Source organism: Alteromonas sp. G5_S2_22_S1, assembly GCF_054968525.1.
Map to the genome: position 1 here is coordinate 1 of NZ_JBQKUJ010000030.1, position 25689 is coordinate 25689.

Genomic DNA, 25689 nt, shown 5'->3' on the forward strand with positions numbered 1-25689 from the left:
CGCGTGAACGCTGTTCACACGGGCTTTGATCTTATTAACGGCCGTTATAATGCTCGCAAAACGTAAAACATGAACTAAGGGTTCAACAAGGTTGGTTGCCCTAACCCAAGCGCTTGTAAACGCTCAAACTGGGTATCTTTGTCCCCTACTATCAAATAAATCATTCTATCAGGATGTACATATTTACCGTAAAGGCTCTTTATCTCACCCACGGTTAACGCTTTTACCTCAGCTTCTTGCTGTAAAACGTAATCATTGGGCAAGCCAAAGTCGCTAATTTCGCTAACCATATTCAATTTAGCGCCTAACGTTTCAAACGCCCTAGCGCCAGATTTAAGTGTAAACCCTTTCGTAACGTCTAAATCTTCATCTGAATAGTTTGTGCCAAACGCTGCTAATATATCCATGATAGCTTGCGTTGCTTCTAAGGTAACATTCGACCTTACGGCGCTTCGTATGGTGAATTCCCCCGTATATTGATCGCTAGAAAACGACGAACGAATGCCATAGGTGTAGCCTTTGTTTTCACGCAGTTCCTGCATAAGCTGTGAGGCGAAACCGCCCCCGCCTAAACGATAATTCATCACACTTACTTTATAAGCATCATCATGAGTAACATTCGGGGCGGAATGGCCGAAATAAAGCACTGACTGTTTAGCCCCAGGAACGTCATAGAAAAAGAGTTGGGCGCTTTCTGGCAGCTTGGGCTCTGGTACCTTCGCAAAGGTAACATCTTTTGGTAACCATCGCGCATTAAGTGGCGCTAGGCTTTTTACAACGTCCTGTTGTTTGATGTCTCCCACAACATGAAACTTTGCCAATGACGGTGTGAAGTATTTCTCGTAATACTTCTTAACATCTTCGAGCGTTGTGTCATCTACAGTTTGCTTATCACCAAGAACCGTTTGAGCAAACGGATGCGCCTCTCCGTAAAGCAGTGTTTTAAACTCAACCGATGCAATGGAATTAGGGTTCGCTTTTATTTGTTCAATCTGGTTGATTGTATCGTCTTTAGCTAATTCAAACTCTTGTTCATCAAAGCGAGGAGAAAGTATCACTTCAGTGACAAGCTGCATTAAGTCACTGTAGTGCTTAGACAATACCGTTCCGCTAATAGTAATGTCGGTTTCAGAAGCACTGGCCTCCAGAGAAGCGCCTAAAAGCTCAATTTCCTGTTCCAGCTGCTCGGGTGTTTTTTCCGCCGTACCTTTAAGCAAGGTTGTGGCAAGTAAATTGGCGGTTCCTGTTTTACCTGCTGAGTCTAGAAGCATGCCACCATCTAGCTTTAACTCAAACGCGACCAATGGCACTTCGTCATTAGCAATACCCGTTATTTTGATGCCAGACGACAGTGTATTTTGCCAAACCTTAGGTGGTGTAATTTCTATTGATTCACCATAAGCAGGCTCTCTCGTGCGATCAAACGATGACGGAGTACGTTCGTATTCAGCCGCAACTGACGCATCAAAGCTCTCTTCCGCCCCCGCGACAATTTGCTCCTCCACTACATTAGCTTCAGTAGAGCCACTTAACACCAACTCTTGCTGTCCCTTCGGTACAAAGCTGGTGGCCACAAACGGTTTATCCTTGATATAGGTGCTATAAATACGCATTACGTCTTGTTGTGAAACGCCCAGAATTTTATGAACATCTTGGCTGATAAATTCAGCCCCGCCCGCAAAGATTTCGTATTGTGCCAATTGAAAACCTTTACCTAAGACGCTTGAAAGTCCTTGATAAAATTCTGTTTCTTGACCTGCTTTTATGCGCGCCAAATCCTTGGAAGAAATCCCGTCTTTCTCAAAACGGGCGAGCGCTTCGTTAACTCCATCTGCAACAGTATTTAAGTTCACGCCATTAAATGCCATAACCTGCAGCTGTAGCTGTCCAGCGATCTCAGCATCATAGCCATAAAGATAAACATCACTGGTGAGCTTCTTCTCGTCAACAAGCACCTTGTTCAGCGGAGCATTTTTGCCTTGGCTTAAGTACTGGGAAAGTACTTGAAGTGGATAATAGTCATCGTGATATTCAGGTACGGTTGGCCACACCATAGTTAAAAGTGGCGCTTGTGCAAAATTATCTATATGGAATCGTTTTATAGTCTCATTGAGCTTCGCAGGTTGAGGCGGTAATTTGTTAATTTGCTCTCCCGCAGGAATTTCATCGAAATACTTTTTAACCCACGCTTTAGTTTGATTTACGTTAATATCACCCGCGATGGTAAGCACCACATTATTAGGTACATACCATTTTTTGAAAAACTCTTTCACGTCAGCAAGCGTTGCGTTTTGCAGATCATCTAACGAACCAATCACTTGCCAACTATAAGGGTGCCCTTCAGGGTAAAGGTTTTTATCAATCACATATTGATTGTGACCATAAGGACGATTATCCACACTCTGGCGCTTTTCGTTTTTCACCACCTGCTTTTCTTTGGCGAGCACAGGGTCTGTTACGGTATTAATGAAAAATCCCAACTTATCGGCTTCAGCCCAGATCATTTTTTCTAAAGCATCAATGGGTACAGTTTGGAAGTAATTGGTACTATCACGACTCGTCGAGCCATTTGCACCTGAGCCGCCAATTTTCGCGCTGAGTTTATCAAGACCGCCTTTTCCCAAATTCTCTGATTCGAGAAAAAGTAAGTGTTCAAACAAGTGCGCAAAACCTGTTCGCCCTTCTTTTTCTCTGGCTGAACCCACATGCGCAGTGAGGGCGACAGCAGCAACGGGATCAGACCTGTCAACGTGCAGTACAACGGTAAGCCCGTTATCCAGAGTAAAACGCTCGTAGTCTACGTTGAACTGTGACGTATTTTGGGAAGCAGTACTATTATCTGCATTAGCGGTTGTTTCGCTGGTTATATCGGAAGCAGTTCGTACATTTTGTGGATCATTGGTGTTATGCGTACACCCTATCGAAACTGCACTTAGTGTTATTACAGCAATTGCAGTGTACATTCTTGTTCGTTTGAATGTTTCAAGCATTATATATGTTCTTTGCCAGTCAAAAATGTAACAAGTACCACAAGTGCACCACCAGTGCCATGACATTCCTTTTTCAGACATTTTTGGCATGCCTAAAAAGGCGGCGTTCATCTTTTACAGAGTGCAATATAAACATATGATTAATATGAGTTTTATTTCTTTTTTTCAACGCTCAACACCCTGCAGCTAGAGCAACCTTAATTAGCTACCGACATAGTTCGTTACATTTTCCACACCTCAATTTTGAACAAATTAGGTAATTTACAATCTACATCTATTACACAAGCCATGTCGTGATAAAACTTTGATCTAACGAGCAATGTACGAAAAGTGAGAACCGAAGCCGTGTTAAATCTAAAACAGAGCGTTAAGAACAACCTGCCTTTCATTTTATTTATGGTTTTGCTTTTCTCGTTTCGAAGCAGTGTTGCTGATTGGTATCATGTCCCTACAGGCTCTATGGAGCCCACCATTCAAGTAGGCGACCGCGTGGTGGTTGATAAATCAGCCTACACGCTAGAATTACCGTTCACAGACGTTGTTGTCGCGAAAACTGGTAACATCAATCGCGGTGACATTGTAATTATTGACAGTAATGCAGCTGATACCAGACTCATTAAACGTGTGGTTGCCATTGAAGGTGATAAGGTCAAATTAGAAAACAACGTTCTTTTTATCAATGGTGAAAAAGCAACGTTAAGCGTCAAAGGTCACAATCTTTATTCCGAGCAGATTTTAGGCCAAACACGAACCATAGCGCTTAACCCATTACCTAGCCCTGCGAAAAACTTTAACTTGATCACTGTGCCCAGAGATCACGTGCTGGCAATGGGGGATAATAGGAACAATAGCGTTGATTCTCGTTATTATGGCTTCATTCCAATTGAAGAAATTCAGGGCAAAGCCACCTCTGTTGCATTTTCACTAGATCCGGACGATATGTATTTACCGCGAAAAGACAGGCTTTTCACATCACTTCACTAGGGCTGAACAGTATCCTTACTTGCAAAAAGGCCAAGCTAGACCTTTACTTGCGTTCAATTTTTCGGCAAAAAAAATCTGGTCAGATCTGATAAAGAGGTGATATTCACGTATATAAAGAAAAATGTAGGAGCAATTGCATATACGTAAATTCTTACTAATGAATTACAAATAGCGGTCTTGTTCCTTATCAAATTCCCACTTCCTCAACACCAATTAACTAAGCCGCAACCCTCTATTTTTACGCTGTTTTTAGTTTAACTTCACGGCCGCTTCATCCCGCTTCACATTTAAAAAAGTAATACATGGTTTACACACTTTGTAACCAAGTGTCACATCTTTCGTGTTTTCCCCTATTGCAACTTAAGTATTAGGAGTGCTATTCATAATTTTGCAACATCATCGTGTTGCAAAAACACACAACAAGTAAAATGGAAATAAGGAAATAACAATGAAACAAGGTCGTAAAGTAAGTGCTATAGCAGTGGGATTAGCGCTTGCAGGAATTACCTCACTAAGCCCAGTGCATGCACAACAAGCTGACGAAGAAGCAGCGAACCTTGAACGAATTGCAGTAACCGGCTCTCGCATTAAACGCACAGATATAGAAGGTCCCTCTCCTATTCAGTCAATTGACGCCACAATGATTGAAGGCATGGGCTATGAAAACCTTCAGCAACTATTAGAAAGAATGCCCGCTACCGGCGCTGGTACTTTCTCAACACGTAACAATAGCCAAGACTCAACCGCTAACGGCGCAGCAGCCGTATCGCTTCGAGGTATGGGGCCAGATGCAACGCTAGTGCTTATTAACGGTCGCCGAGTAGCAATCAGCGCGTTTGCAGAAAGTATCACTAACTCATTTGTTGATATTAACTCTATCCCGGTATCAGCCATTGAGCGCATTGATATTCTAAAGGACGGCGCCTCGGCTATTTATGGCTCAGATGCGGTTGCGGGTGTAGTAAACGTAGTACTTAAAAAAGACTATGAAGGTCTAGAGATCAATGCAGGCTACGGCGGCACAACAGGTCCTAGTTACGATGAAACCACAGCAAGCATTTTGTGGGGTTCGCAAAGCGAGAAAAGCAGTGCCACTGTTATTATCGACTATTTCAATAACAGCACCCTAGGAGCTGACGAAATGGGTCGCTTCGGTACAGCAAACCAATCGCCTTACGGCGGCATGGATTTTCGCTCATCACGTGGGTACCCGGGTTATTTTTATGTTGATGGCGTAAAAACTATCGACCCAGACTGCCCGGAAGATAGCGCCACAGCGTCTGGTAGTTGTTTATTCGACTACGGCCCGTTTGGTTTAACGATTCCAGCCTCTGAGCGCGTAGGCTTTATCGGTCAATTCGACTATAAAATTGGCGATGAAACTACCGCGTTTATGGAAGTTGCTATGCAGCACAATACGTCTGAAGCAGGCGGTGCAGCAACGCCCCTTGATGAAGACGCAGGCTTGACAGTTCCAGGCACTCACCCTGATAACCCGTTTGGACAAGACATTGAAATAGGTCGCTACCGCCCTGTGGATGCTGGCGCTCGCCGTTGGGATATCGAGTCAGACACCCTTCGATTAGTCGCAGGTTTACGCGGTACGTTTAACGACTACGACTGGGAAGCGTCGGTTCAAAAAGGTCGCAGCCGTTCAGAGCAAAGCGGTGACCAATCGCAAGGTTGGGTTCGCGTTGATTGGCTACAAGAGCAAATTGATCTTGGCAACTACAACCCCTTTGGCGGCGTAACTAACCCTCAAAGCGTAATTGACGAAATTACGACCAGCCTAGTGCGTCGTGGTGAATCGCGCATGACCAGTGTTGATGCACATATCACTGGCGAAGCGTTTGACTTTGGCGATGATGTCGTCATGATGGCGGCGGGTGTTGAATACCGTGAAGAGCAAGTGTCTGACGTTCCAGATGTTCAGTTTCAACGCGGTCTGATCTTTGGTACTGAGTCAGTATCAGCTTCAGCAGAACGCGATCAATACGCAGCATATTTAGAGCTTTCAATTCCTTTGGCTGAAGAGCTAGAGCTACAGCTTGCAGGCCGTTACGACCACTACAGCGACTTTGGCAGCACGACTAATCCTAAAATTGCGTTACGTTGGGCACCAAGCGATGAAGTTACGGTTCGCGGTTCATGGGCCCAAGGCTTTAGAGCGCCTTCGCTTGCACAAGTGGGTTTAGGCCCATCACAGAAAAGCGTATTCTTTGTTGATCAATACCGCTGTCAAGCAACAGGTCAAGACTGTGAATCATTGGATTACAACATCGAGTTTGCGGGTAACCCTAATCTAGATGCAGAAGAATCAGAGTCATGGAACGTGGGCGTAATCTATGCGCCTATTCAAGAACTGGGCCTAAGCATCGACGTGTGGAGTATTACTCAAGATAACAAAATTGACGAACAGCAATTTGGTTTGGTTTACGACGCTGAGTGTAATAACCAGGACAGCACAATCTGTGTACGTCTAGACCCACAACAGGGTGAGTCGCTAGGTGTTATCCAGAAGATATTTAACACTTACCAAAACGTATCGTCACAAAAAGCCTCGGGTGTTGATTTCAGCGCTAATTACAGCATGGAACTAGAAGAGTACGGCAACGTACGCTTCAACCTAGATTGGTCTTACATGAACGAGTTTGAAAAAGACGGTCTAGAGTATACGGGCGAATACGGTTACCCAGAGCACCGCTGGTTGTTCGGTACAACGTGGTCGAAAGGCGCGTTTGATGCCAATTTAAACATCAGCTTTATTGGGGAGTTTGAAGACACCCCTGATATCGACTTCGACGGTGTATTAGATTTTGAAGAAAATACCTCTAGAACCGTGGATTCTCAAATGCTGGTAGACCTTCAGTTTGGTTACAACTACAGCGATAACCTTCGCCTAGTGATTGGTTCTAACAACTTGCTAGATGAAGAGCCGCCGTTTGCAATCGGTAACGGCGATAGCGACCTTTATGGTTATGTTGGCAGCGTACACAACCCGCGTGGCCGCTTTGTTTACTCTAAACTAACTTACCGCTTCTAAAAGTAGCTAAAACGACAAAGCCCTCAATGCATTTAATATGCATCGAGGGCTTTTTATTTGTGTTGTTGAATGAATGTTTAAAAAAACAGATATTCAAAAAGGTACCTCTTTGCTGACGAAAACACTATATCTATAAAAATTAGAAAAAAGACCTGTTCTCTATACCTGATTATCGAATATTGCTAACTATGCGTTTGTATGAAAAATTACTCGAACCACCGACTATTTAGCGTTAACCATAAAAAATGCCAGCTAAGCTGGCATTATCTCTTTATAAGCTTTCGCTTCAACGACCTTGGGTTTACATGCCAAAGTGGATAAGTATTAAATTACCGACCGCAGCACAAAGCATTGCCAAAAAGGTAAGAATCATGCCCGTAAAGCGCTGCCAGCTAACGCCAGAGTGGCGACCTAGCCCGTAAGCATGCAAAGCACGTCCAAACAGCAACGCGCTGCCGAGGGCATGTACGGCCCAGATTTGGCCGGTGTTTGCTTCGAAACACGCGATCATAATAAGCGTAATAGGTACGTATTCGCTAAAATTGCCATGGGCTCTAGCTAAGCGACTGAGATCTTCATGACCACCATCGCCAATGCCCACTTGGTGTCGACGTCTGGCACCAATGACTAAAAACGATAAATACAGGTAGCAAATACCCAGTAAGCTGGCGTAAAACGCCGTGATTGGCAAAACCATGGTCTACTCCACATGTTATAGTTATATCGCGTTGCGTTAATCTGCGCATGTCTTCTCATAGCATCAAAAGACATTAAACGTTATCCGCTAATAAGTTACAAGCAACAAAAAAGGCCGCACAAGCGACCTTTTATAAACGTTGTTAGTGATTAACCTAAACGCTCTGCAAGTTCAGCACTTACTTCTTCAACTGGGCGAGTACCATCTAGCTTGTGGTATTCACAGTTTCCGGCTTCGGCTTCAGCACTGTAATAATTTACTAACGGCTTTGTTTGCTCGTGATAAATCGCTAAGCGCTTGCGTACCGTTTCTTCTTTGTCGTCATCACGCACGATGAGGTCGTCACCCGTCTCGTTGTCTTTACCTTCCACTTTCGGCGGGTTGTAAACCACATGATATACGCGACCAGAGGCGGGGTGTACGCGACGGCCACCCATACGCTCAACAATAACGTCATCCGGCACATCGAACTCAATACAATGATCAACAGAAACACCTGCTTCTTTCATTGCATCAGCTTGTGGGATAGTACGAGGGAAGCCATCTAGCAAGAAACCGTCTTTACAGTCGTCTTGTGCGATACGCTCTTTTACTAGGCCAATAATGATTTCATCAGACACTAGCTTGCCTTCGTCCATTACACGCTTAGCTTCAAGACCTAACTCTGTGCCTGCTTTAATTGCAGCACGAAGCATATCGCCCGTTGAAATTTGTGGAATGCCATATTTGCCCATTAAGAACTGAGCTTGTGTGCCCTTACCCGCGCCAGGAGCGCCGAGAAGAATGATTCGCATGAGTGCGTTCTCCGCTTATGATTTTTGAACTTTTTACTTCGGGCACTTTACACATTCAGCACTAGAGTGACAAGTGTAAGGCGTACCCAAAAGTTAATCTTAAGACTAATGGCGAATATATGTTCAGCTTATAGGCGCTTTTGCTTTTTTATACCTATAGCTTAATGTTCACCCCTTACTTATTCATCGTCGCTCAGAATAAAAGAACGCGCCTGAATTTGATTAACTCGAATGATTAAACCACTAAAATATAGCATAACGAAAACAGTAAACTTACTTTTGTTAGCCTTATAAATAGAAAAACGGGCATTACGCCCGTTTTTATTGATTAAACTGTGGGTTTAACCGGTTATTTTGCCAACTTCATTAACAATGTGTTCAAGTTCTGAACAAAGGTAGAAGGGTCTTTCAGACTGCCTTGTTCTGACAGTGATGCCTGGTCAAATAACACGCCAACCCACTGATTGAACAACTCTTCATCTTGGGTATCTGCTAGCAATTTAACTAAGCTGTGCTCAGGGTTAAGTTCAAAGTGATACTTCACTTCTGGCACAGTCTGACCCGCAGCTTGCATAAGCTTCATCATCTGCGTTGTCATGCCGTTATCATCGGCAACAATAACCGCCGGAGAATCTGTTAGGCGGTGCGTGAACTTCACGTCAACTACCTTATCACCTAGCGCAGCTTTCGCTCTTTCAAGTACGCCTTCTACTTCTTTTTCTGCTTCTTCTTGCGCTTTCTTAGACTCTTCGTCCTCTAAGTCGCCTAAATCTAGGTTTCCTTTCGCAATTGAAACAAATTGCTTCTCGTTAAATTCAGTCAGGTGAGACATTAACCATTCGTCAATGCGCTCGCCCATTAGCAGTACTTCAATTCCTTTCTTGCGGAAAATTTCAAGGTGCGGGCTAGATTTAGCGGCCTGCAGACTGTCTGCAGTTACATAGTAAATCTTGTCCTGACCCTCTTTCATCCGCTCGATGTAATCGGCGAGTGAAACGGTTTGAGCGTCAGACTCATCGTGGGTCGATGAGAAACGCAGTAGGCCCGCAATTTTTTCGCGATTACTAAAGTCTTCTGCTGGACCTTCCTTAAGCACGTTACCAAACTCGTTCCAGAACGACTGATACTTGTCGCTGTCGTTCTTCGCCATTTTCTCAAGCATTTGTAGCACACGCTTAGTGCAACCTTGACGCAGCGCTTGCGTGATCTTGTTATCTTGAAGAATTTCACGAGACACGTTAAGTGGAAGGTCGTTGCTGTCTAGTAAACCTTTTACAAAGCGCAGGTAGGTTGGCATGAACTGCTCTGCGTCATCCATAATGAAAACGCGCTGAACGTAAAGCTTAAGACCGTGGTTTTGATCGCGGTTCCACATGTCAAATGGCGCTTTAGAAGGGATGTACAATAAGCTAGTGTACTCGGTTTTACCTTCTACTTTATTATGTGCCCATGCTAGCGGGTCTGCAAAGTCGTGAGAAATATGCTTGTAAAACTCATTGTACTCTTCATCAGTAATCTCTGACTTTTCACGAGTCCATAGTGCGGTAGCCTTGTTAACCACTTCCCACTCGCCAGGCTGCGCTTCAATTTTCTCGCCATCTGGGCCTTCACTTTCAGGCACCTCATCTTTCCACATTTGTACAGGAATGCTGATGTGGTCTGAGTACTTGCTTACAATAGAGCGCAGACGCCATGTATCGGCAAATTCTTTTTCATCCTCGCGTAGATGAAGCGTAATCTCGGTACCGCGAGTAGGCTTGTTGATCTCAGCAATAGTGAATTCACCTTCACCGTCTGAAATCCATTCTACGCCAGCCGCTGCGTCAGCGCCCGCCGCACGGGTGCGCACGGTCACTTTATCTGCAACGATAAACGCTGAGTAGAAACCTACACCGAACTGACCGATAAGCTGCGAGTCTTTCGCACTATCGCCAGAAAGTTTGCTAAAGAAGTCTTTAGTGCCCGATTTTGCAATGGTACCAAGGTTGGCAATGACTTCATCGCGAGTCATACCAATACCGTTGTCTGTAATGGTCACTGTGTTAGCTTCTTTATCTACGCTTAACTTAACGCATAGGTCGCCATCATTTTCGTACAGGCTATCGTTTTCTAGCGCGCGAAAGCGAAGCTTATCTGCTGCATCTGCCGCATTTGACACGAGTTCACGTAGAAAAATTTCTTTGTTTGAATACAAAGAGTGAATCATCAGATGAAGAAGCTGTTTTACTTCTGTTTGAAAACCGTGAGTTTCTTTGTGGGCTGCTTCAGCCATAATCCAATATCTCCTCGTTGAATGGATCACGTTAACTGATAAACAGGTAAGGACGCTCAGCGCATTTTTCAACGTTTAGAGCGAAAATTTATTTTATATGAGAGCGTTTTTTTGAAGGTAACGAGGCGGCGCAGAAGTAATACACCGCAATTAAGAGCTTGATACGTTACTGTTACTGAGGTGCTAATTACGCGAAAACCATGCGCAACAAATTATAATTTGCGACGGCCTGAAAATGCATGAGTAAGGGTATTGCCATCGATATACTCTAACTCCCCCCCAACAGGCACACCGTGGGCTATACGAGAGGCATCCACGTTGTGACTGGCGCACAACTGGGCAATATAATGCGCCGTGGCTTCTCCCTCAACCGTTGGGTTTGTAGCAAGAATGACCTCGTTAATGCCACCCGCGCTAAGGCGCGCTTCAAGTTCAGTTAATCCTATTTCTTCAGGCCCCACGCCATCGATAGGCGATAGATGCCCCATCAGCACGAAATACTGGCCTTTGTAGCTCAACGTTTGCTCGATAGCTAACACATCTTGAGGGCTTTCCACGATACACAGTAAGCCACTAGCCTCTCTCTCTGGGTGACGGCATATCTCGCAAAGTTCATCTTCGGTAAACGTTCTACAGCGTTTACAGTGATGTATGTGCTCCATGGCATTGTGCAAAACGTTACTGAGATCGATAGCACCTGTACGGTTTCGTTCCAAAAGGTGGAACGCCATTCTTTGGGCGCTTTTATTCCCAACGCCAGGGAGGCAGGTTAGTGCCTGGATTAATTCTGATAGTAACGGGCTAAACTTCATATTTTCTACTGCTTAGGTGCTTCTTTGACGCTTTGTGGGCTTTCGCGGTATTTAATCACGTTCCGCTTTGCTTGGTCGAGTTTAACTTCGTAAATATTACCACCAAATAACCCTTTGTACTCTTCATCGGTGAACACCAGAGTATTGTCATCATAGAATGTTACTGCTTCTTTTTGCGTCACCACACCAAGGTCTATGCGTGATACATCGCCACTGAAGAAATTATCACCGTCAAAGTTCTCAAATAACCATAAACTGGTTGAGTCAAGAAGTACCAGCTTAGTTCTATCTGGGCTTATTGCCGCTGAGGTTATCCAACATAACTTTTCTAGCGTGGTACAGGTTTTGAATTCCCCGATGAGCTGGGCATCGAAATTAGCGGCGTGATCACCAACTTTATAAAGCTTGGTAATGCCGTCAAAGGGCTGTGTTCTGTTTTTCGTGAACAAATAAAGGTTGCGTTTATATTCAACAAACGCCTCTAAATCGTAATTTTTATCTTCAGGTTTAACTTTCCCATCACCCATTTCGGGGTAAGTAAACTTAATAATCTCCGCTTCCGTGGTGTCGGTTTTAATATCGATTGGGTTTTCTATTTTGTAAATAGTAAGCCAGCGGCGCTTGTTGTCGTTATTACCAAAATCACCGAGAAAAAAGTGGCCAAAACTATTTTGCGTCATGTCCTCCCAATCCACATTTTTAGCATTTGTCACAGTCACTTCTCTTTCAATCGTGCCGTCTTTGTTAAGCATGTATAAGACGGGGCCGTCGCCACTGTCGTTTATTGCCCAAAGTCTTTTGTATTTGTCGAATTCAATACCGGAAATCTCTTTAAGCTTTGGGTCGACCGTCACTGTTTTCATTCTGAACAGTTCGTGAATACTCATGAAAAATAGCACGGCAGCAACGGGAAGTAGTATGACCGTGGTGATAACTAAGCCTTTCCTTAGCACTACAAAAGCCTCTAGATAATAATTGAGTTAACGTTTTCCCTGCGCTCAAAAATAGTGTTAGTTGAAAAGTAAGCTAGGGATAGGAAGTAAATAATATAACGAACCATGTGATAATAAAGACCATTTTCACACGAAGCGCATTTTAGTGCGATAGGTATCGTTGCGTCGATACAATTATTGAACATAATGAAAGCGTGTAATATTTAAACACCTACACTAGTGCTAGGCGCCCTCCCCGAAAGCTAAATCTACGCATACTATTTGGGCTCACCGGCCCCATACATTACCTTAAACCTTAAAGCCAAAAGACCGAATAGACTGCTTAAGTAGTTTCGTATCGACGGGCTTGGTTAGAATATCAACATGAAGGAGCTCTTCAGGTAGCTTAATTGCCGCGCCGTAGCCGGTGATAAAAACAAAAGGAATCGACTGTTTTTCGATTTCAACGCCGAGCTGAAAGGTATTTTCATGACCAAGATGCACGTCCAAAAACATCATGGAAGGCTTATTTTTTGCCAGTGCCGCCCTAGCCGAACTGACGTCGCCAAATATTTCAATTCCCTCAATGCCCAGTTGCTGTAAATGCTTTTTAATATCTAAAGAGATAAGCAAGTTATCTTCAACAATGTAGGCCGTAGTGAGCGGCACATTTTCTTTAACAGTACTCCCCTCCTGCAAGATTCTCTTGTTGCTAAGCGTTTGCTTAGGATCACTAGCAGCCCCTATTTCGATATACTGTCGAGGGATCACAAACTCTGCTGTCAGCCCCGTAATTTCAGGTTTTAACTCCGCTTGGCCGTTGAGTTCATGAGGAATAACAGATTTAATTACCGTCATGCCGAAACTGTCGTCCCCGAGCCATTGCAATGGCGGCCCGCCACGTTCTTTCCATGAGATGGTACATCCCTTATCATCGAGTTCCCACGTTATTGATACACATCCATCGTTATTTGTCGCACTCAGTGCACCGTATTTCGCGGCGTTAGTAATCATTTCATGAGTGGCTGAATCATTTAGATAATGAGAAGCATTTTTAGACAGATAGGTAACCACGCCAGCGCTATCTAGTATAACCATAAAGCCATGATTTTGGATTTTCCCCAATAGGTGGATTGGCTCTTTATCACACTCAGTGACCAATGAAGATAGTTCGTCGGGATCGCTACTCATAATTACTCAACTGTTTTGAATACTTGTGAAATTATTTGCCTAGGTTTAACAATACCTCAGCATACCTAAATCCTATGGCGAAAATAAACCTTGAAGTAAAGTGCGTGTAAACCTCGCAAAAATACCTACTATTTAAAACATAGACTATTTTTAAGCGTAATAATACGGCTTATGCGATTTTATCTATATGCTTTTGTAAAGCTTGTTTACTTACGTAGACACACCTCAGGTATGGCTTGAAATTTAGGCTTCTGCAATGAGGTGAAGTGGTATTGAATTAAAATAATTTAAGCTAAAAAGGCTCATTAAAATGAAGCGGCGCATGCCTAAAAACTAAAAAAGCCCTGGTAAAAACCAGAGCTTTTTAGCGGGAGTTAGGCCCTATTTGGCCCCATCACTTTGTATGTGACTAAAAGCCAACAAAACGGCGGCTTTTAGCCTAAAACGGCATTTTGAAGCCAGGAGGAAGTGGCATTCCGCCAGTGACATCACCCATCTTCTCTTTGCTGGTCTCTTGAACACGACGAACAGCATCGTTGAACGCTGCCGCAACCAAGTCTTCAACCATATCTTTGTCGTCGTCCATCAACGACTCATCGATATCAACGCGACGAACATTGTGGTTACACGTCATCGTTACTTTAACCATGCCCGCGCCAGCTTCACCAGTAACTTCTAGATTAGCTAAGTCGTCTTGTACTTTCTGCATGCGCTCTTGCATTTGCTGCGCCTGCTTCATGATATTGCCCATTCCACCTTTAAACATAATGTTTGTCTCGCTTCGTTTTGGTGTTAATAATTATGCTATCGCGCTTTAACCGTATCGGTTAGCACTGACCCATCGAAAGTCGATAGCAATGCTTGAATCGTCTCATCGGTTTTAATAACCGAGTGCGCATGCGCGTGTCGCATGGCATGAATTTCTTGCTGTAATGCAAACGGCGTGGATAACGGTTCACCCAACGTAATACTAACTTCTACGTTTTCACCCAGGCCGTGATGAATTGCATCAATTAACTGCTTTTTAGCACTGTCTTTTAATAAATGCGTCTGACTATGGTGAATTTCAAGGGACACGTGATTGCCATTTCGCGAAAATGCCGCATGTAATACCAACTGCTTAAGCAAGCCTGCTACCGGCATTTGCTCAACCAAGTTGCTCCAGTCATCAATTTGACTGGCGTGAGTCAGCTTACTTCCATCGGAAAGATAAGCGTGTAAACTACCCTCATAAGTTGTACTTAAGGGCGTATCAAAATCTAATGCGTCCCTAGTAAATGAACGTTCACCGGCATTTTCACCACGCTCATAAAAGCCGTGTTCCTTGCTCTCGAGTTCATTGGCGCGAGGAACAGGCGTAAGTGACGGCTCAACTGAATGCCCGTCTTGAACTGACTTCCCTGTATCCCAAGGCGGAGCATCTTCTACCTGCGGGTTAGGGTTATAATTTGCGTCACTCTCATCATTTGAAAAAGGCATATCCTCTTCAAAATCATCTAGGGCAAAGGCATCATGACCGGAATCATTGTTATCTGCAAAGTCAGCATTTGTGCTTGCCTGTTCACTACCACCAAGTAATTGTGTATCGCTACCGTCGTTAAGCGCATTGGCACTCTGATGGGCAGTTATACTGTCTTGGCTTTGTTCGGACTCTGGAGCGGCTTCAAGCGCTGGACTGTTAATGGGTTCAGGACTGTTACTTAGCTCAGGGCTGTTACTTAGCTCAGGGCTGTTAATCGGCTCAGGGCTGTTCTTTTCATCAGCCACTGTGCTAACAGCGTCCGTTTTACTTCTAGTAAACCGCGCTTGTATTTCACTAGCGCTTTGCGTTTTAGCATTAGCCGCACTACTACTTTTTGCGTCAGCGTCTTGCGCTTTTTTTTGTTTGAGTTTTTGGCGCAATGCCAGCATATCGGCGGTAGAGGTTAACTGTTCTTCTGCTGACGGCGATGGCTCAACTATACGCTCGCTTTCGGGCGTGTCCAATTCGTAATGGCCACTCTCATCCTGTAGAGGTGGCATGTCATCCATATAAGCGTCTAGCGGTGGTTCATCAAAATATTGAGCAACAGGGCTTGCTTCTTCGTCTTCAACTGATGCATTGCTCTGAGGCTCTTGTGCCTCAGATGCACTGGCGCTGGAAAGATTCGCTTCAAACGCTATATCAGTTTCAGCGGCCGTATTTGTTTGCGTATTAGAAACCGCGGTGGGCTCTTCTTCGTTCGCTACGGTTTCAGCGGGAGCTGATGACGGGAGATCCGTCGACGCATCAGCTATAGGACTCTGTGGCGGTGTCTTAGGTGAAGTAGGTTTATGCTCTGGCTGCGCTTCAATTTGCGCTTCGCCTTGGTCTATCGTTGCAGAAGTTTCGCTTAAAGGCGGTTCCTCCTGCTTACTAACGTTTCCCGGGCCACCACTGGGAGAAGCATGGTTTACAGGTAAATTATGCTCACTCCTCCCGTTTTCTATCTCGTCTACGGTTTCAGCTATTGGCGCGTTTGGTGCAAAGGCCATCATACGCATTAGCGTCATTTCAAACGCGCTTTTACCATCGGCAGCAAAAGGTAAATCTTTTCTGCCTTGCAATGCAATTTGATAAAGTAGCTGTACTTGTTCTGCAGAAATAGTTTTGGCTAATTGAAATATCGCTTTTGCCGACGTGGTTTCAAGCTTGCAGGCTTCTGGCACCCATTGCGTCAACGCAATTTGGTGAAGCAAGCTCGCCAACTCACTATGCACATTGTCATAATCAGGTGCTTGTTCAGCAATGTCGTTAACCAACTGTAAAACCTCGGCAGGGCTTTTATTCACCACCGCATGAATTACTTTCAAAAGCTGGTTTTTGTCCATCAGGCCAAGCATGTCGGTAACAACCGACGCCATTACTTGATTCCCACCCTGAGCAATTGCTTGGTCGGTTAAACTCAGCGCATCACGCATACTGCCCTGTGCCGCCCTAGCCAGCAAAGCCAAAGCAGGCGCCTCAAAAGCAAGCTGCTCTTGCTGAAGTATATGAGTAAGCTGACCGACTATTTGCTCTCGCGACATCGCTTTCAGGTTAAACTGCAAGCATCGCGATAAAATGGTGATGGGGAGTTTTTGTGGATCTGTTGTCGCCAATAAGAACTTTACATGCGGAGGCGGCTCTTCTAGCGTTTTTAACAGCGCATTAAAGCTATGTTTAGAAAGCATGTGTACCTCATCGATAAGGTACACTTTGTAGCGCCCGCGGGTTGGCTTGTATTGTACGTTATCAAGAAGCTCTCGAGTGTCTTCCACTTTGGTTCTTGATGCCGCGTCAATTTCAAGCAAGTCAACGTAATTACCCTGCTCTATTTCTTTACAGGTATTGCATTGACCGCAAGGGTTTGCCCCTTGCCCTTCCTCACAGTTAAGGCTTTTTGAAAAAATACGAGCAATGGTCGTTTTACCAACACCACGCGTACCTGTAAAAAGATAAGCATGGTGTAAACGGTCGTTATCGAGCGCATTTGAAATAGCAGACACTACGTGCTCTTGACCTACAAGTTCACTGAACTTGCCTGGTCGCCACTTCCTTGCCAGTACCTGATAACTCATTATTACGTATTTCGCCCTTGTTGCTGTTTTTGCTTATTGACGTTTATTCGCCTTCAAACTCGCAAATAGAATAACTTTCTATATCAAGCGCTGAAAGCTTTTGCTTACCGCCTAAATCAGGAAGGTTAATAACAAAACCTGCATGATTGATCTCGCCACCTAACGAGCGAATTAACTTGGCAGAGGCAGCGATAGTTCCGCCCGTTGCAAGCAAGTCGTCGATAAGAAGTACTTTATCACCCGGTTCTATGGCGTCTTTATGGATTTCCAATGTATCCATACCATATTCCAGTTCGTAGCTTTCGCTTACTACTTCACGTGGAAGTTTATTGGGTTTCCTTACTGGTACAAAACCAATGCCCATTTCGATGGCCAATGGCGCACCAAAAAGGAACCCGCGTGCTTCGGTACCTGCGATCTTGGTAAAACCCATGCCCTGATACTTTTCTACAAGTAAGGAGATACAGCTACTGAATGCTTTGTGATCTTCTAAAACGCTGGTCACATCTCTAAATAAAATACCTGGCTTTGGATAGTCAGGTACGGTTTTCACTACTGATTTAATATATTCTGCAGTCACAATTATGCCTTGAATGTCTGCGTTATAACCAGAAGGTGAACCAGCCGGCGATGATATGCATCAACGGGAACGCGATTAGAGTTACTAGCGATGCTAGAAAGTACCACTTGTTATAGACTTCTTTGAAATCTGAATTGTTAGCCATTTGCACTACCTAAACAATTTTTGTGAACAAAAAAATGGTGCTAAATGTTAATCGAAAGCAAGCGTGATTGACAGCGCTAATATGATCGATCGCTCACTTTCACACCAGATCCTAGCGAAAGTTTAATGTAAAGCAGGAAAATTTTGCTTATCAGCTAGAAAACGGGAAGTAGTATGCCTTTATTTAGCATGTCTGTGAGTGTCTCATTCATACCATTTTCAAGCACGTTTGAAGGTATTTGCGGAAGTTGCTGGGATAACGCGTTAGCTAATTGGTCTGTTTTCATTCCCTGTTCATTTTGTTCCAGCGTATTGACTAAAATAGCGGTGACCGGATTAACATGGGCAAATTGCACGTTACAGTTACGGTCTCTATAAACGACATAAAATTGTTGTTCTTGAGCCGGTTGCTCGGGAATGTAATCTTCACCTATAAGATGAACCTCAAAATGGTACGCTGCTAGCGAGGCATAAGGCGAAACCCTGACAGCTGCAACAACGTCGTCTTGATTATAAAAATCGGCGTTTTTTTGATTTTTCCTTATGCTGACATCAAGCTCTAACCATTCGTAATGAGCAAGTTCTGCAGCAAAAGTAGGTAAAGCAATATCAAAGCTAGGCTCGGTTGAAAGATACTCAACAAACTCTTTACTGATTTCCGCGAAATACGGCGAACGACACTCGTGCTCAATAAAAAATTGACGCACAATGCCCTCCCATCCTTTCTCGCCATACAGCTTTAATACGATAGATTTTAAAACCGGAAACCCGGTACTAACGAAATTGTCGATATTATTAAAAAATAATGACTGATAGATCTTCATCCGCCGGGTATGGTCTGCATCGCTGCTGTTAAATGTGCGAGGGTCTTTGATCGCATTTACGAATGTATTTTGCGTTGTCAGAAATGATCGCGTCACGCTACACTCCCTTTCGCATCTGCTATACGTGCGGCTTCACACCTTGATTGAATTTGCTTAATCTTTTTCACTTCTGTCAGCAACGCGCTTAGGGGCGGAATGTTAAAATCACGCTCTAGCAACGTCGGAAATACACCATGGGTAAGGTAAGCATACTCCAATAGTTCCCAAACTGGCTCAATGACATCTGCCCCGTGTGTATCAACCTTTAAATCTTCAGCTTCATCATAATGACCAGCAATATGACCATATACAATCTTGTCTGACGGCAAACCCTTTATAAATGTCTTTGCATCGTATTTGTGGTTAATGCTGTTCACGTAAACATTGTTTACATCGAGAAGCATCTGACACCCAGACTCTTTTAAGATACTCGAAGTAAATTCTAGCTCGTCCATTTCTTGGCCAGGCGCAATATAATAAGAGACATTTTCTAACACTAACGGTCGTTCAATAATATCTTGAACTTGGATAATACGAGATACAACGTGATTAATAGCGTCCTCAGTAAAGGGAATTGGCATTAAATCGTACATGTGACCGTTACCAGAGCAAAAACTTAAGTGCTCACTGTAAAGGTCGATATTATTCGCATCTAAGAAGCGCTTAACGGTTTTTACAAACTCCACATCTAGTTTGTCGCTACTTCCTATAGATAAAGACAAGCCATGGGTAGTGAAAGGTGCCTGTGACGAAGCTTGTTTAAATTGTTCTTGATACCTGCCGCCAAGCGGGATCCAGTTCTCTGGTGCAACTTCCCAGAAATCAACCTCAGATGGCAACGTAGGTAACAACTCTTTTAGCATTTCTCGACGAAACCCAAGACCTGCGCCATAGATGTTTTTCATATCTTCCCCTTAAACCGCGTGGGATTGCAAAATAGCAACATACGTTATTAAACAAAAATGGCCATCATTCGACAGCCATTTTTTGCTAAGCGTAACTCGTACAGCGTTACATCATTCTATTTCGCGCTGCACGATGTTATTTGAGTGGCGATTACATGCTACCGCATTTACCTTCGCCACACTTACCTTCTTTGCCAGCTTTCTTATCGCCGCCACATTTGCCTTCGCCGCACTTACCTTCTTTATCGGCTTTTTTGTCGCCGCCACATTTGCCTTCGCCGCACTTACCTTCTTTTTCGGCTTTCTTGTCGCCGCCACATTTGCCTTCGCCGCACTTACCTTCTTTTTCGGCTTTTTTGTCACCGCCGCACTTTCCTTCGCCGCACTTGCCTTCTTTTTCAGCTTTATCGCCACCACATTTACCTTCTGCTGCGAACTGACTATAGCCCGACTCTAGTGCTTGCATACCAAATGGATTAGCGTCTGCTACTGCAACTGTTGACGCCAAAGAGCCAATTACAACTGCACCTAATGCTGTTGCTACTGATGATTTTTTGATTTGTTTCATTGATGTACCCTCAATAATTTTAGTCATGTTTGACGTACGGTAAGCACGTGTACTTAAAGAGACCCTGCTGGATCAAAGGATATTTCATAAAATATTATTTTTTTTACAGCTATATTTTATCACATTGATATAAATGGGTTTTACATTAGCAATAATGCATTTCCGTATGTTAATTTACATTTTATTAAAAAAGTAAAGTACAGTGGTAGCGAAAAGTACAGGGTCGTAATAGTGAAGCAGCAATTTTATTTAGGCCAATGGCGTGTTGATGTTTCAAGCAACACGTTATCTCAAGGCAAAACGAAAAAGAGCATTGAGCCTAAAGCAATGGATGTTTTATTGTTACTGTGCCAACAAAAGGGACTTGTTGTCTCCGCCGATGAAATAGTCGCCCAATGTTGGCCGAACGCGCCTATCGGCGACAACCCGGTACATAAAGCAATTACTAACCTTCGCCGTGCGTTAGGCGATAAAGCGGCAGCCCCCTCCTACATTGAAACAATCAGAAAACGTGGTTACCGCGTTGTTGCAGAAGTACAGTTTATTGATGATGAGCAATCAAAAGCCGTCGAAGGCAAATGGGTAGATACCTCCCCCTTTGTTGGGTTGAGCGCGTTTTCTTCTAATGAAAGTCAGGTATTCTTTGGAAGAGACGCCCTGGTCCGCGATTTAATTTCTAAAGCCGCTGAGCTTTTCAATCGCCAGCGGCCATTTATGCTAGTGCTGGGGCCAAGCGGCTCTGGGAAAAGTTCGCTTATTCACGCAGGTTTCTTGCCCAAACTGTTGAGTAAAAAAGGCATAAACGGTATTTATGCCTCTGATCATCTTAGTTTTGATTTAGCTGATATTAATATCGATACCAGTGCATTTACTATCGTTGAAGAAATAGCCATTCGTATGCTTGATTGGGGCAACAACGAAACGGGGCTATTTGATGGGTTCAGTGCTTCAATACTTGCGGAAAAACTGCTTTCCTCCCCCCAGCAAATAATCGACAGAGTCAAAAGCTGGCTTGACGTGTATGAACCTAATACCACCAACTCTTACTCTTGTTTCGTTATCGTAATTGACAGGTTAGAAGTATTTCTCGCTGATACAACGATAGATGAAAAAGATAAACGCACTATTTTTAATCTTCTCGAAGCACTTAGCGAGAGCAACCTATTTTTGGTTGTACTGATAAGTAGAAACGATTTCTACCCCCAGATATCAACGTTTGATATTTTAATGAAAAACAAAGGGCGCGGCGCTCACATAGATGTTTCCCCTCCTTCTGTAAGCGAACTTGGTCAAGTCATAAAACTGCCCGCTATCGCCGCCGACCTATCGTGGGAGAAAGATGAAGCAACAAACGCTACATTAGACGATATCATTTTAGGCGATGCCGCATTAGCGCCAAACTGCCTGCCATTGCTACAGTACACACTACAAGAACTCTATTGGCAGCGCGAAGGTAAAGTACTAAAGAACAAGACATACCAAGCATTGGGTAAAATTGATGGCGCCATCGGATTCAAGGCAGAATCAACATTTATAAAAATGCCCCACGCCGTTCAAAACGCATTGAGCTCAATACTCCCGCTTATCATCAATTTGTCTGGTAGCAACACCATTACCAGTAAAACAGCCCCGTGGGAAAGTTTAGACAACGAAAATGAACGCTGCTTTGTTGAGCTTATGGTGGAACAGAGATTGTTCGTTTCTTTCTTAAATCAAGGGCGCGCCTGCTTCAAAGTGGCTCACGAAGCAGTATTGAGTAAGTGGGAGCGGGTACAGCAATGGATAATGGAGCATCAAAGCGCGCTATCAGCTAAAGCGGCACTTAATCAACAGACCCAACTATGGATAGAAAATAGTTTTGCAGAGGCTTACCTCATTCCAGCAGGAAAACCGCTTCTAGACGCCAGTGCACTTTTAACTGCAAACTATATTCGCTTAACCAACGAAGAAAAAAAGCTTATAAAACACAGCCAGCGAAAGGTAAGAACGCGAAACCTATTTAAAGGGTTAACCGCCGCGCTATTAGCTACATTAGCGGTGTTATCGTTTGCCGCAATGCTGCACAGTCAACAGTCTCAAGCGTTAGCTGAACGAAAGCGGTTAGAAGCCGAAAATCTAATGGGGTTCATGATCGGCGACTTCGCGGATACCTTACGACGGGTTAAGAGAATGGATTTACTCGAGGGCGTCAGTCAGCATGCTTTAAAATATGTAGCTGAAGCACAGGAAAATAGCGCTGGCTGGCTTAATAGCACGTCCCCAAAACCGAGTTTTGAGCTTCGATTTCAACACGCGCTTTCGCTGCAGGCTATGGCAGAAGTACGTTTTTACCGTGACGATACTGAGCAAGCTTTAATGCTATACGAAGAGGCCGATACACGTTTATTAGAACTTCTCGAAGAAGCGGAACAGCACTTCGAATTGTTAAAAGCGGCAGGCGCAAACGCATTTTGGATTGGCCATATACACAATACGCATAACAACGATGTTGACTCAGCGCAGTCTTATTTTGAGCGATACCTCAAACATAGCGAAACCATGCTTTTTGTTAAACCAAGTGACAGTACAGCAAAACTTGAAGTTGCTTATGCTAAAAGCTCATTGGGGAGTTTAGCCTACGATAGGTATCAATTTGAGCAGGCATCCTCGCTTTTTAAAGCATCTCTGGCACTTAAAAAAGAGGTATCTGAAGGCACTGAAAATAGTGAAGACGCTAAGCTGTACGCGACCAATTCTCTTTCATGGATAGCGTCTGCTAACATACATTTAGGGAGATACAAAGACGCCTACACCATCTTTAGCCAAGCAGAAACAGTGTTAAATGAAATAGGACAATCTGATTCTGCCAATGGCTCGATTATCGAAAATCACGTTGCGATTTTAATTCAAAAGGCCAACTTAGAGAAGTTCTTAGGCCTTAAACAAGCCTATGAGCAAAGCTTATCTCAAGCGTACGCCTCGATTTTACGCGCCCTTGCACAAGACCCTGAAAATAGCGCTTGGCAGAAAGACAAAGCGACCGTTGAGTCTTATTTGATACAGAGTGAATTACCTTTGAAAGCGTCAGTTGACATTGATGCGCTACTTAGCCAATCGATATCACTGGACATCCCATGGGTAACCAATAGAGTAGCGGAAACCTTACAAATGGATGGTCACTGGCAAAAGGCCAAACCGTCAATCGACTATATTATTACTTCATTTTCTGACGACGGAATAAGCAACGACATAACTCATTTAGAAAATGCGATAGTAACGCTAAAAAGCTTACTTCTTATTCATAGGCAAAAAAACGAATCTAACGATAAGCAACTCGCTTTAACCTACTGCCAAAAAGCCGCTCAGCGAGCAAACGAACTTATTCGGATGTCAAAACATCCAGATATCATATTAGCGTTTAATTACACAAAACGCTGTCGTCAGATAGATGAGAACCCAAAGATGTCTGTAGATAAATATATCTCACAGCTAACACCAATAAAATACTCTCAATTACAAAAAGGAAATTAAAAATGGCGGGACAAGTTCCGGTTTACGAATTTAACGTATCTGTCGAGAATGAAAAAAGCTCTCCAACTTATGTAATTACAACCAAAGATGGTAAGCCATCATCAGGTAGCGTAAGCGTCAACGAACCCAATACAACCATTATCTACACACTAAATGAGGACTCTGCTCACTTACAGTTTGTAGGGCCGGATATTAGTGGTGATGTTGGCAATAACATCAGTTTTAGTATCGCTAACAATGGTAGTAGCTTGATCCTCGTGGATTCAGACGCAACGATTGGTAATATTTGCATTAAGCTTGTTACAGCGCCTCGCGGAATGGTCTACACGAGTGCAGACCCTGAAGTCATTAACAAAAATAAAACTTGAACACCCCTTGTTTCTCTAGGCCTTCAGTAAGCATACGTGTTAGGACCTAGAGGTAACAAATTTGATCTCTCCCCTGCGCTTTTGCTTGATAAAGAAGCGTATCCGCTGCGTTTAACAGTGACTCTTTACTTTCATAGCGGTGATTTTCATTAGTCGCTACGCCCATACTAACAGTAAGCCTATTATTCGATGAGAAAACAAAGTGTCTTGAACTTAATTGCGCCAAATGCCTTTTAATCCTTATTGCTAAAAGTTGCGCCGTTTGGGCAGAACAATTCGGCAGTACTATTGCAAACTCTTCACCACCATAACGAGCCGCAAGCGTATCTCGATTTGGCATGCTTAAGTCAAGTAGATCACCTATTCGTTTTAGACAACGGTCTCCAGCAATATGCCCATACTCATCGTTGAACAACTTAAAGTGATCTATATCAATAAGAATAAGACTTATCGGTAAATTATTACTATTGCATAGAATCCACTGACCAGTTAGGTATTCTGAAAACTTATGGCGATTTGCTAGGCCAGTCAAAAAATCAGTTTCCGCTTTTTTCTTTAACGTTGCATACTCGGCTTTATGTAGCGTCAAGTCTCGTAAGATACAAATGAATAAAGAGTTGTTGGCTGAAAGCTCTTCCGGAAGAGAGGAAATTGAAATCTCAACACTGACATTATGGTACGGTTTATTTTGTTGTTTGATAACAACTTCAAATGGCGGTGACTCTATAGTTCCGCTCTCAGAACTATCTAAACACTGAATCACGTGGCTTTGCACTTTGCCTGTGTCATCAGAAAAAAAGCTCAGCAAGTTTTCACTTAGTAATACTTCACGTGTCTGACCTATTAGCGCGGACGCATTTGTGTTCACCATCTCAATTGTGCCATTGGCGTTTACTACTATAACCGCTTCGTTTATAAAATTAATCATCCTGCCCAATGAGCTGTCTTTGTAGAAATTGAATAATTTAAGAGGAGAATTTACGGTTTTATTTTTGCTTAACATAGATGACTGCATTCCAAGCTGCCTCCAATAGGCGTTGATTTGCATATAAGACTAACGGCATCTACACATTTATACCTTCCGAACACCTTCTATTGTAAGCTTATGTTTATAATGTGTTTTTTTACTTTAGGAAGTCTATCGAAAGCTCTGCCCACGGTAATTTTTTAACACTACAGTATCCTCACGATTATGGGATCAGAGTACATTAAGCAAAAAATCCCGCCGTTAGGCGAGTTTAGTAGTGCAAAATCGTGACGCTCTTTGTCGCGCTGCTTTTACTATAGTAGCCCGCAAGGAGGACACACAGTAAGTAGCGGGGTCAGAGTACATTTCTCTGATTTAACAGCACTGGGGATAAGGGTATAACTATGTTCTGATATTTAAAGTAATAAAGTACTCTGGCCCCAATTTATTCTTTCTGCCAAACACAAAAAACCCGCCGTTAGGCGGGTTC

General features: G+C 43.6%; 18 protein-coding genes. 4 read left to right on the forward strand and 14 right to left on the reverse strand.

Features of this window, described 5'->3' with window-relative positions:
* Positions 1-74 precede the first annotated feature (74 nt).
* A complete protein-coding gene (locus ACTRWF_RS19175) occupies positions 75-2990 on the reverse strand; it encodes a M16 family metallopeptidase (RefSeq protein WP_020744780.1) in 2916 nt (971 codons plus the stop codon).
* 330 nt (positions 2991-3320) lie between these two features.
* Between ACTRWF_RS19175 and lepB the strand changes: the two genes are divergently transcribed.
* Positions 3321-3974 (forward strand): signal peptidase I, encoded by a 654-nt coding sequence (gene lepB, locus ACTRWF_RS19180; RefSeq protein WP_015067591.1) that lies wholly within the window; start codon positions 3321-3323, stop codon positions 3972-3974.
* 448 nt (positions 3975-4422) lie between these two features.
* Positions 4423-7017 carry a TonB-dependent receptor gene (locus ACTRWF_RS19185; protein ID WP_020743900.1) on the forward strand — a complete coding sequence of 865 codons (2595 nt, stop codon included), beginning with the start codon at positions 4423-4425 and terminating at the stop codon, positions 7015-7017.
* A gap of 301 nt (positions 7018-7318) precedes the next feature.
* Here ACTRWF_RS19185 and ACTRWF_RS19190 read toward each other — a convergent pair whose 3' ends face one another.
* The 12 genes from ACTRWF_RS19190 to ACTRWF_RS19245 all read right to left on the reverse strand — a co-directional run bounded on the left by ACTRWF_RS19190 (position 7319) and on the right by ACTRWF_RS19245 (position 20354).
* On the reverse strand, positions 7319-7714 hold the full coding sequence (locus tag ACTRWF_RS19190) for an MAPEG family protein (protein WP_012519075.1): 396 nt from the start codon (positions 7712-7714) through the stop codon (positions 7319-7321).
* Between the two features lie 149 nt (positions 7715-7863).
* Positions 7864-8508 (reverse strand): adenylate kinase, encoded by a 645-nt coding sequence (adk, locus tag ACTRWF_RS19195; protein WP_012519076.1) that lies wholly within the window; start codon positions 8506-8508, stop codon positions 7864-7866.
* A gap of 349 nt (positions 8509-8857) precedes the next feature.
* The gene (gene htpG, locus ACTRWF_RS19200) at positions 8858-10780 is read right to left on the reverse strand and encodes a molecular chaperone HtpG (RefSeq protein ID WP_462836059.1); all 1923 of its coding nucleotides are present in this window, start codon (positions 10778-10780) and stop codon (positions 8858-8860) included.
* 212 nt (positions 10781-10992) lie between these two features.
* Complete coding sequence (gene recR / locus ACTRWF_RS19205; RefSeq protein WP_020746210.1) at positions 10993-11592, reverse strand: recombination mediator RecR; 600 nt, start codon at positions 11590-11592, stop codon at positions 10993-10995.
* A gap of 5 nt (positions 11593-11597) precedes the next feature.
* Positions 11598-12545 carry a hypothetical protein gene (locus tag ACTRWF_RS19210; RefSeq protein ID WP_462836060.1) on the reverse strand — a complete coding sequence of 316 codons (948 nt, stop codon included), beginning with the start codon at positions 12543-12545 and terminating at the stop codon, positions 11598-11600.
* 288 nt (positions 12546-12833) lie between these two features.
* A complete protein-coding gene (locus ACTRWF_RS19215; RefSeq protein WP_462836061.1) occupies positions 12834-13715 on the reverse strand; it encodes a response regulator in 882 nt (293 codons plus the stop codon).
* A gap of 439 nt (positions 13716-14154) precedes the next feature.
* Positions 14155-14481 (reverse strand): YbaB/EbfC family nucleoid-associated protein, encoded by a 327-nt coding sequence (locus ACTRWF_RS19220; RefSeq protein WP_020743903.1) that lies wholly within the window; start codon positions 14479-14481, stop codon positions 14155-14157.
* A gap of 38 nt (positions 14482-14519) precedes the next feature.
* Positions 14520-17294 carry a DNA polymerase III subunit gamma/tau gene (dnaX, locus tag ACTRWF_RS19225; protein ID WP_462836062.1) on the reverse strand — a complete coding sequence of 925 codons (2775 nt, stop codon included), beginning with the start codon at positions 17292-17294 and terminating at the stop codon, positions 14520-14522.
* Positions 17295-17337: 43 nt separating this feature from the next.
* On the reverse strand, positions 17338-17874 hold the full coding sequence (gene apt, locus ACTRWF_RS19230) for an adenine phosphoribosyltransferase (RefSeq protein ID WP_015067599.1): 537 nt from the start codon (positions 17872-17874) through the stop codon (positions 17338-17340).
* Between the two features lie 299 nt (positions 17875-18173).
* Positions 18174-18938, reverse strand: coding sequence for an HvfC family RiPP maturation protein (locus ACTRWF_RS19235; RefSeq protein WP_015067600.1), 765 nt, complete (start codon positions 18936-18938; stop codon positions 18174-18176).
* Positions 18935-19786 (reverse strand): HvfB family MNIO-type RiPP peptide maturase, encoded by an 852-nt coding sequence (locus ACTRWF_RS19240; RefSeq protein WP_012519086.1) that lies wholly within the window; start codon positions 19784-19786, stop codon positions 18935-18937. Before ACTRWF_RS19240 ends, ACTRWF_RS19235 begins: the two co-directional genes overlap by 4 nt.
* 151 nt (positions 19787-19937) lie before the next feature.
* Positions 19938-20354: an HvfA family oxazolone/thioamide-modified RiPP metallophore gene (locus ACTRWF_RS19245; protein WP_015067601.1), complete on the reverse strand. Its 417-nt coding sequence runs from the start codon at positions 20352-20354 to the stop codon at positions 19938-19940.
* A gap of 231 nt (positions 20355-20585) precedes the next feature.
* Here ACTRWF_RS19245 and ACTRWF_RS19250 point away from each other — a divergent pair, with 231 nt between their 5' ends.
* Together ACTRWF_RS19250 and ACTRWF_RS19255 are read left to right on the forward strand one after the other, a co-directional pair.
* Positions 20586-23864, forward strand: a complete 3279-nt coding sequence (locus tag ACTRWF_RS19250) for an nSTAND1 domain-containing NTPase (protein WP_462836063.1) — start codon at positions 20586-20588, stop codon at positions 23862-23864.
* Positions 23865-23866: 2 nt separating this feature from the next.
* Entirely contained in the window at positions 23867-24232 is a 366-nt protein-coding gene (locus ACTRWF_RS19255; protein ID WP_020743908.1) for a DP-EP family protein, read from the forward strand.
* A gap of 46 nt (positions 24233-24278) precedes the next feature.
* Here ACTRWF_RS19255 and ACTRWF_RS19260 read toward each other — a convergent pair whose 3' ends face one another.
* The gene (locus tag ACTRWF_RS19260) at positions 24279-25247 is read right to left on the reverse strand and encodes a GGDEF domain-containing protein (RefSeq protein WP_462836064.1); all 969 of its coding nucleotides are present in this window, start codon (positions 25245-25247) and stop codon (positions 24279-24281) included.
* Between the last annotated feature and the right edge of the window lie 442 nt (positions 25248-25689).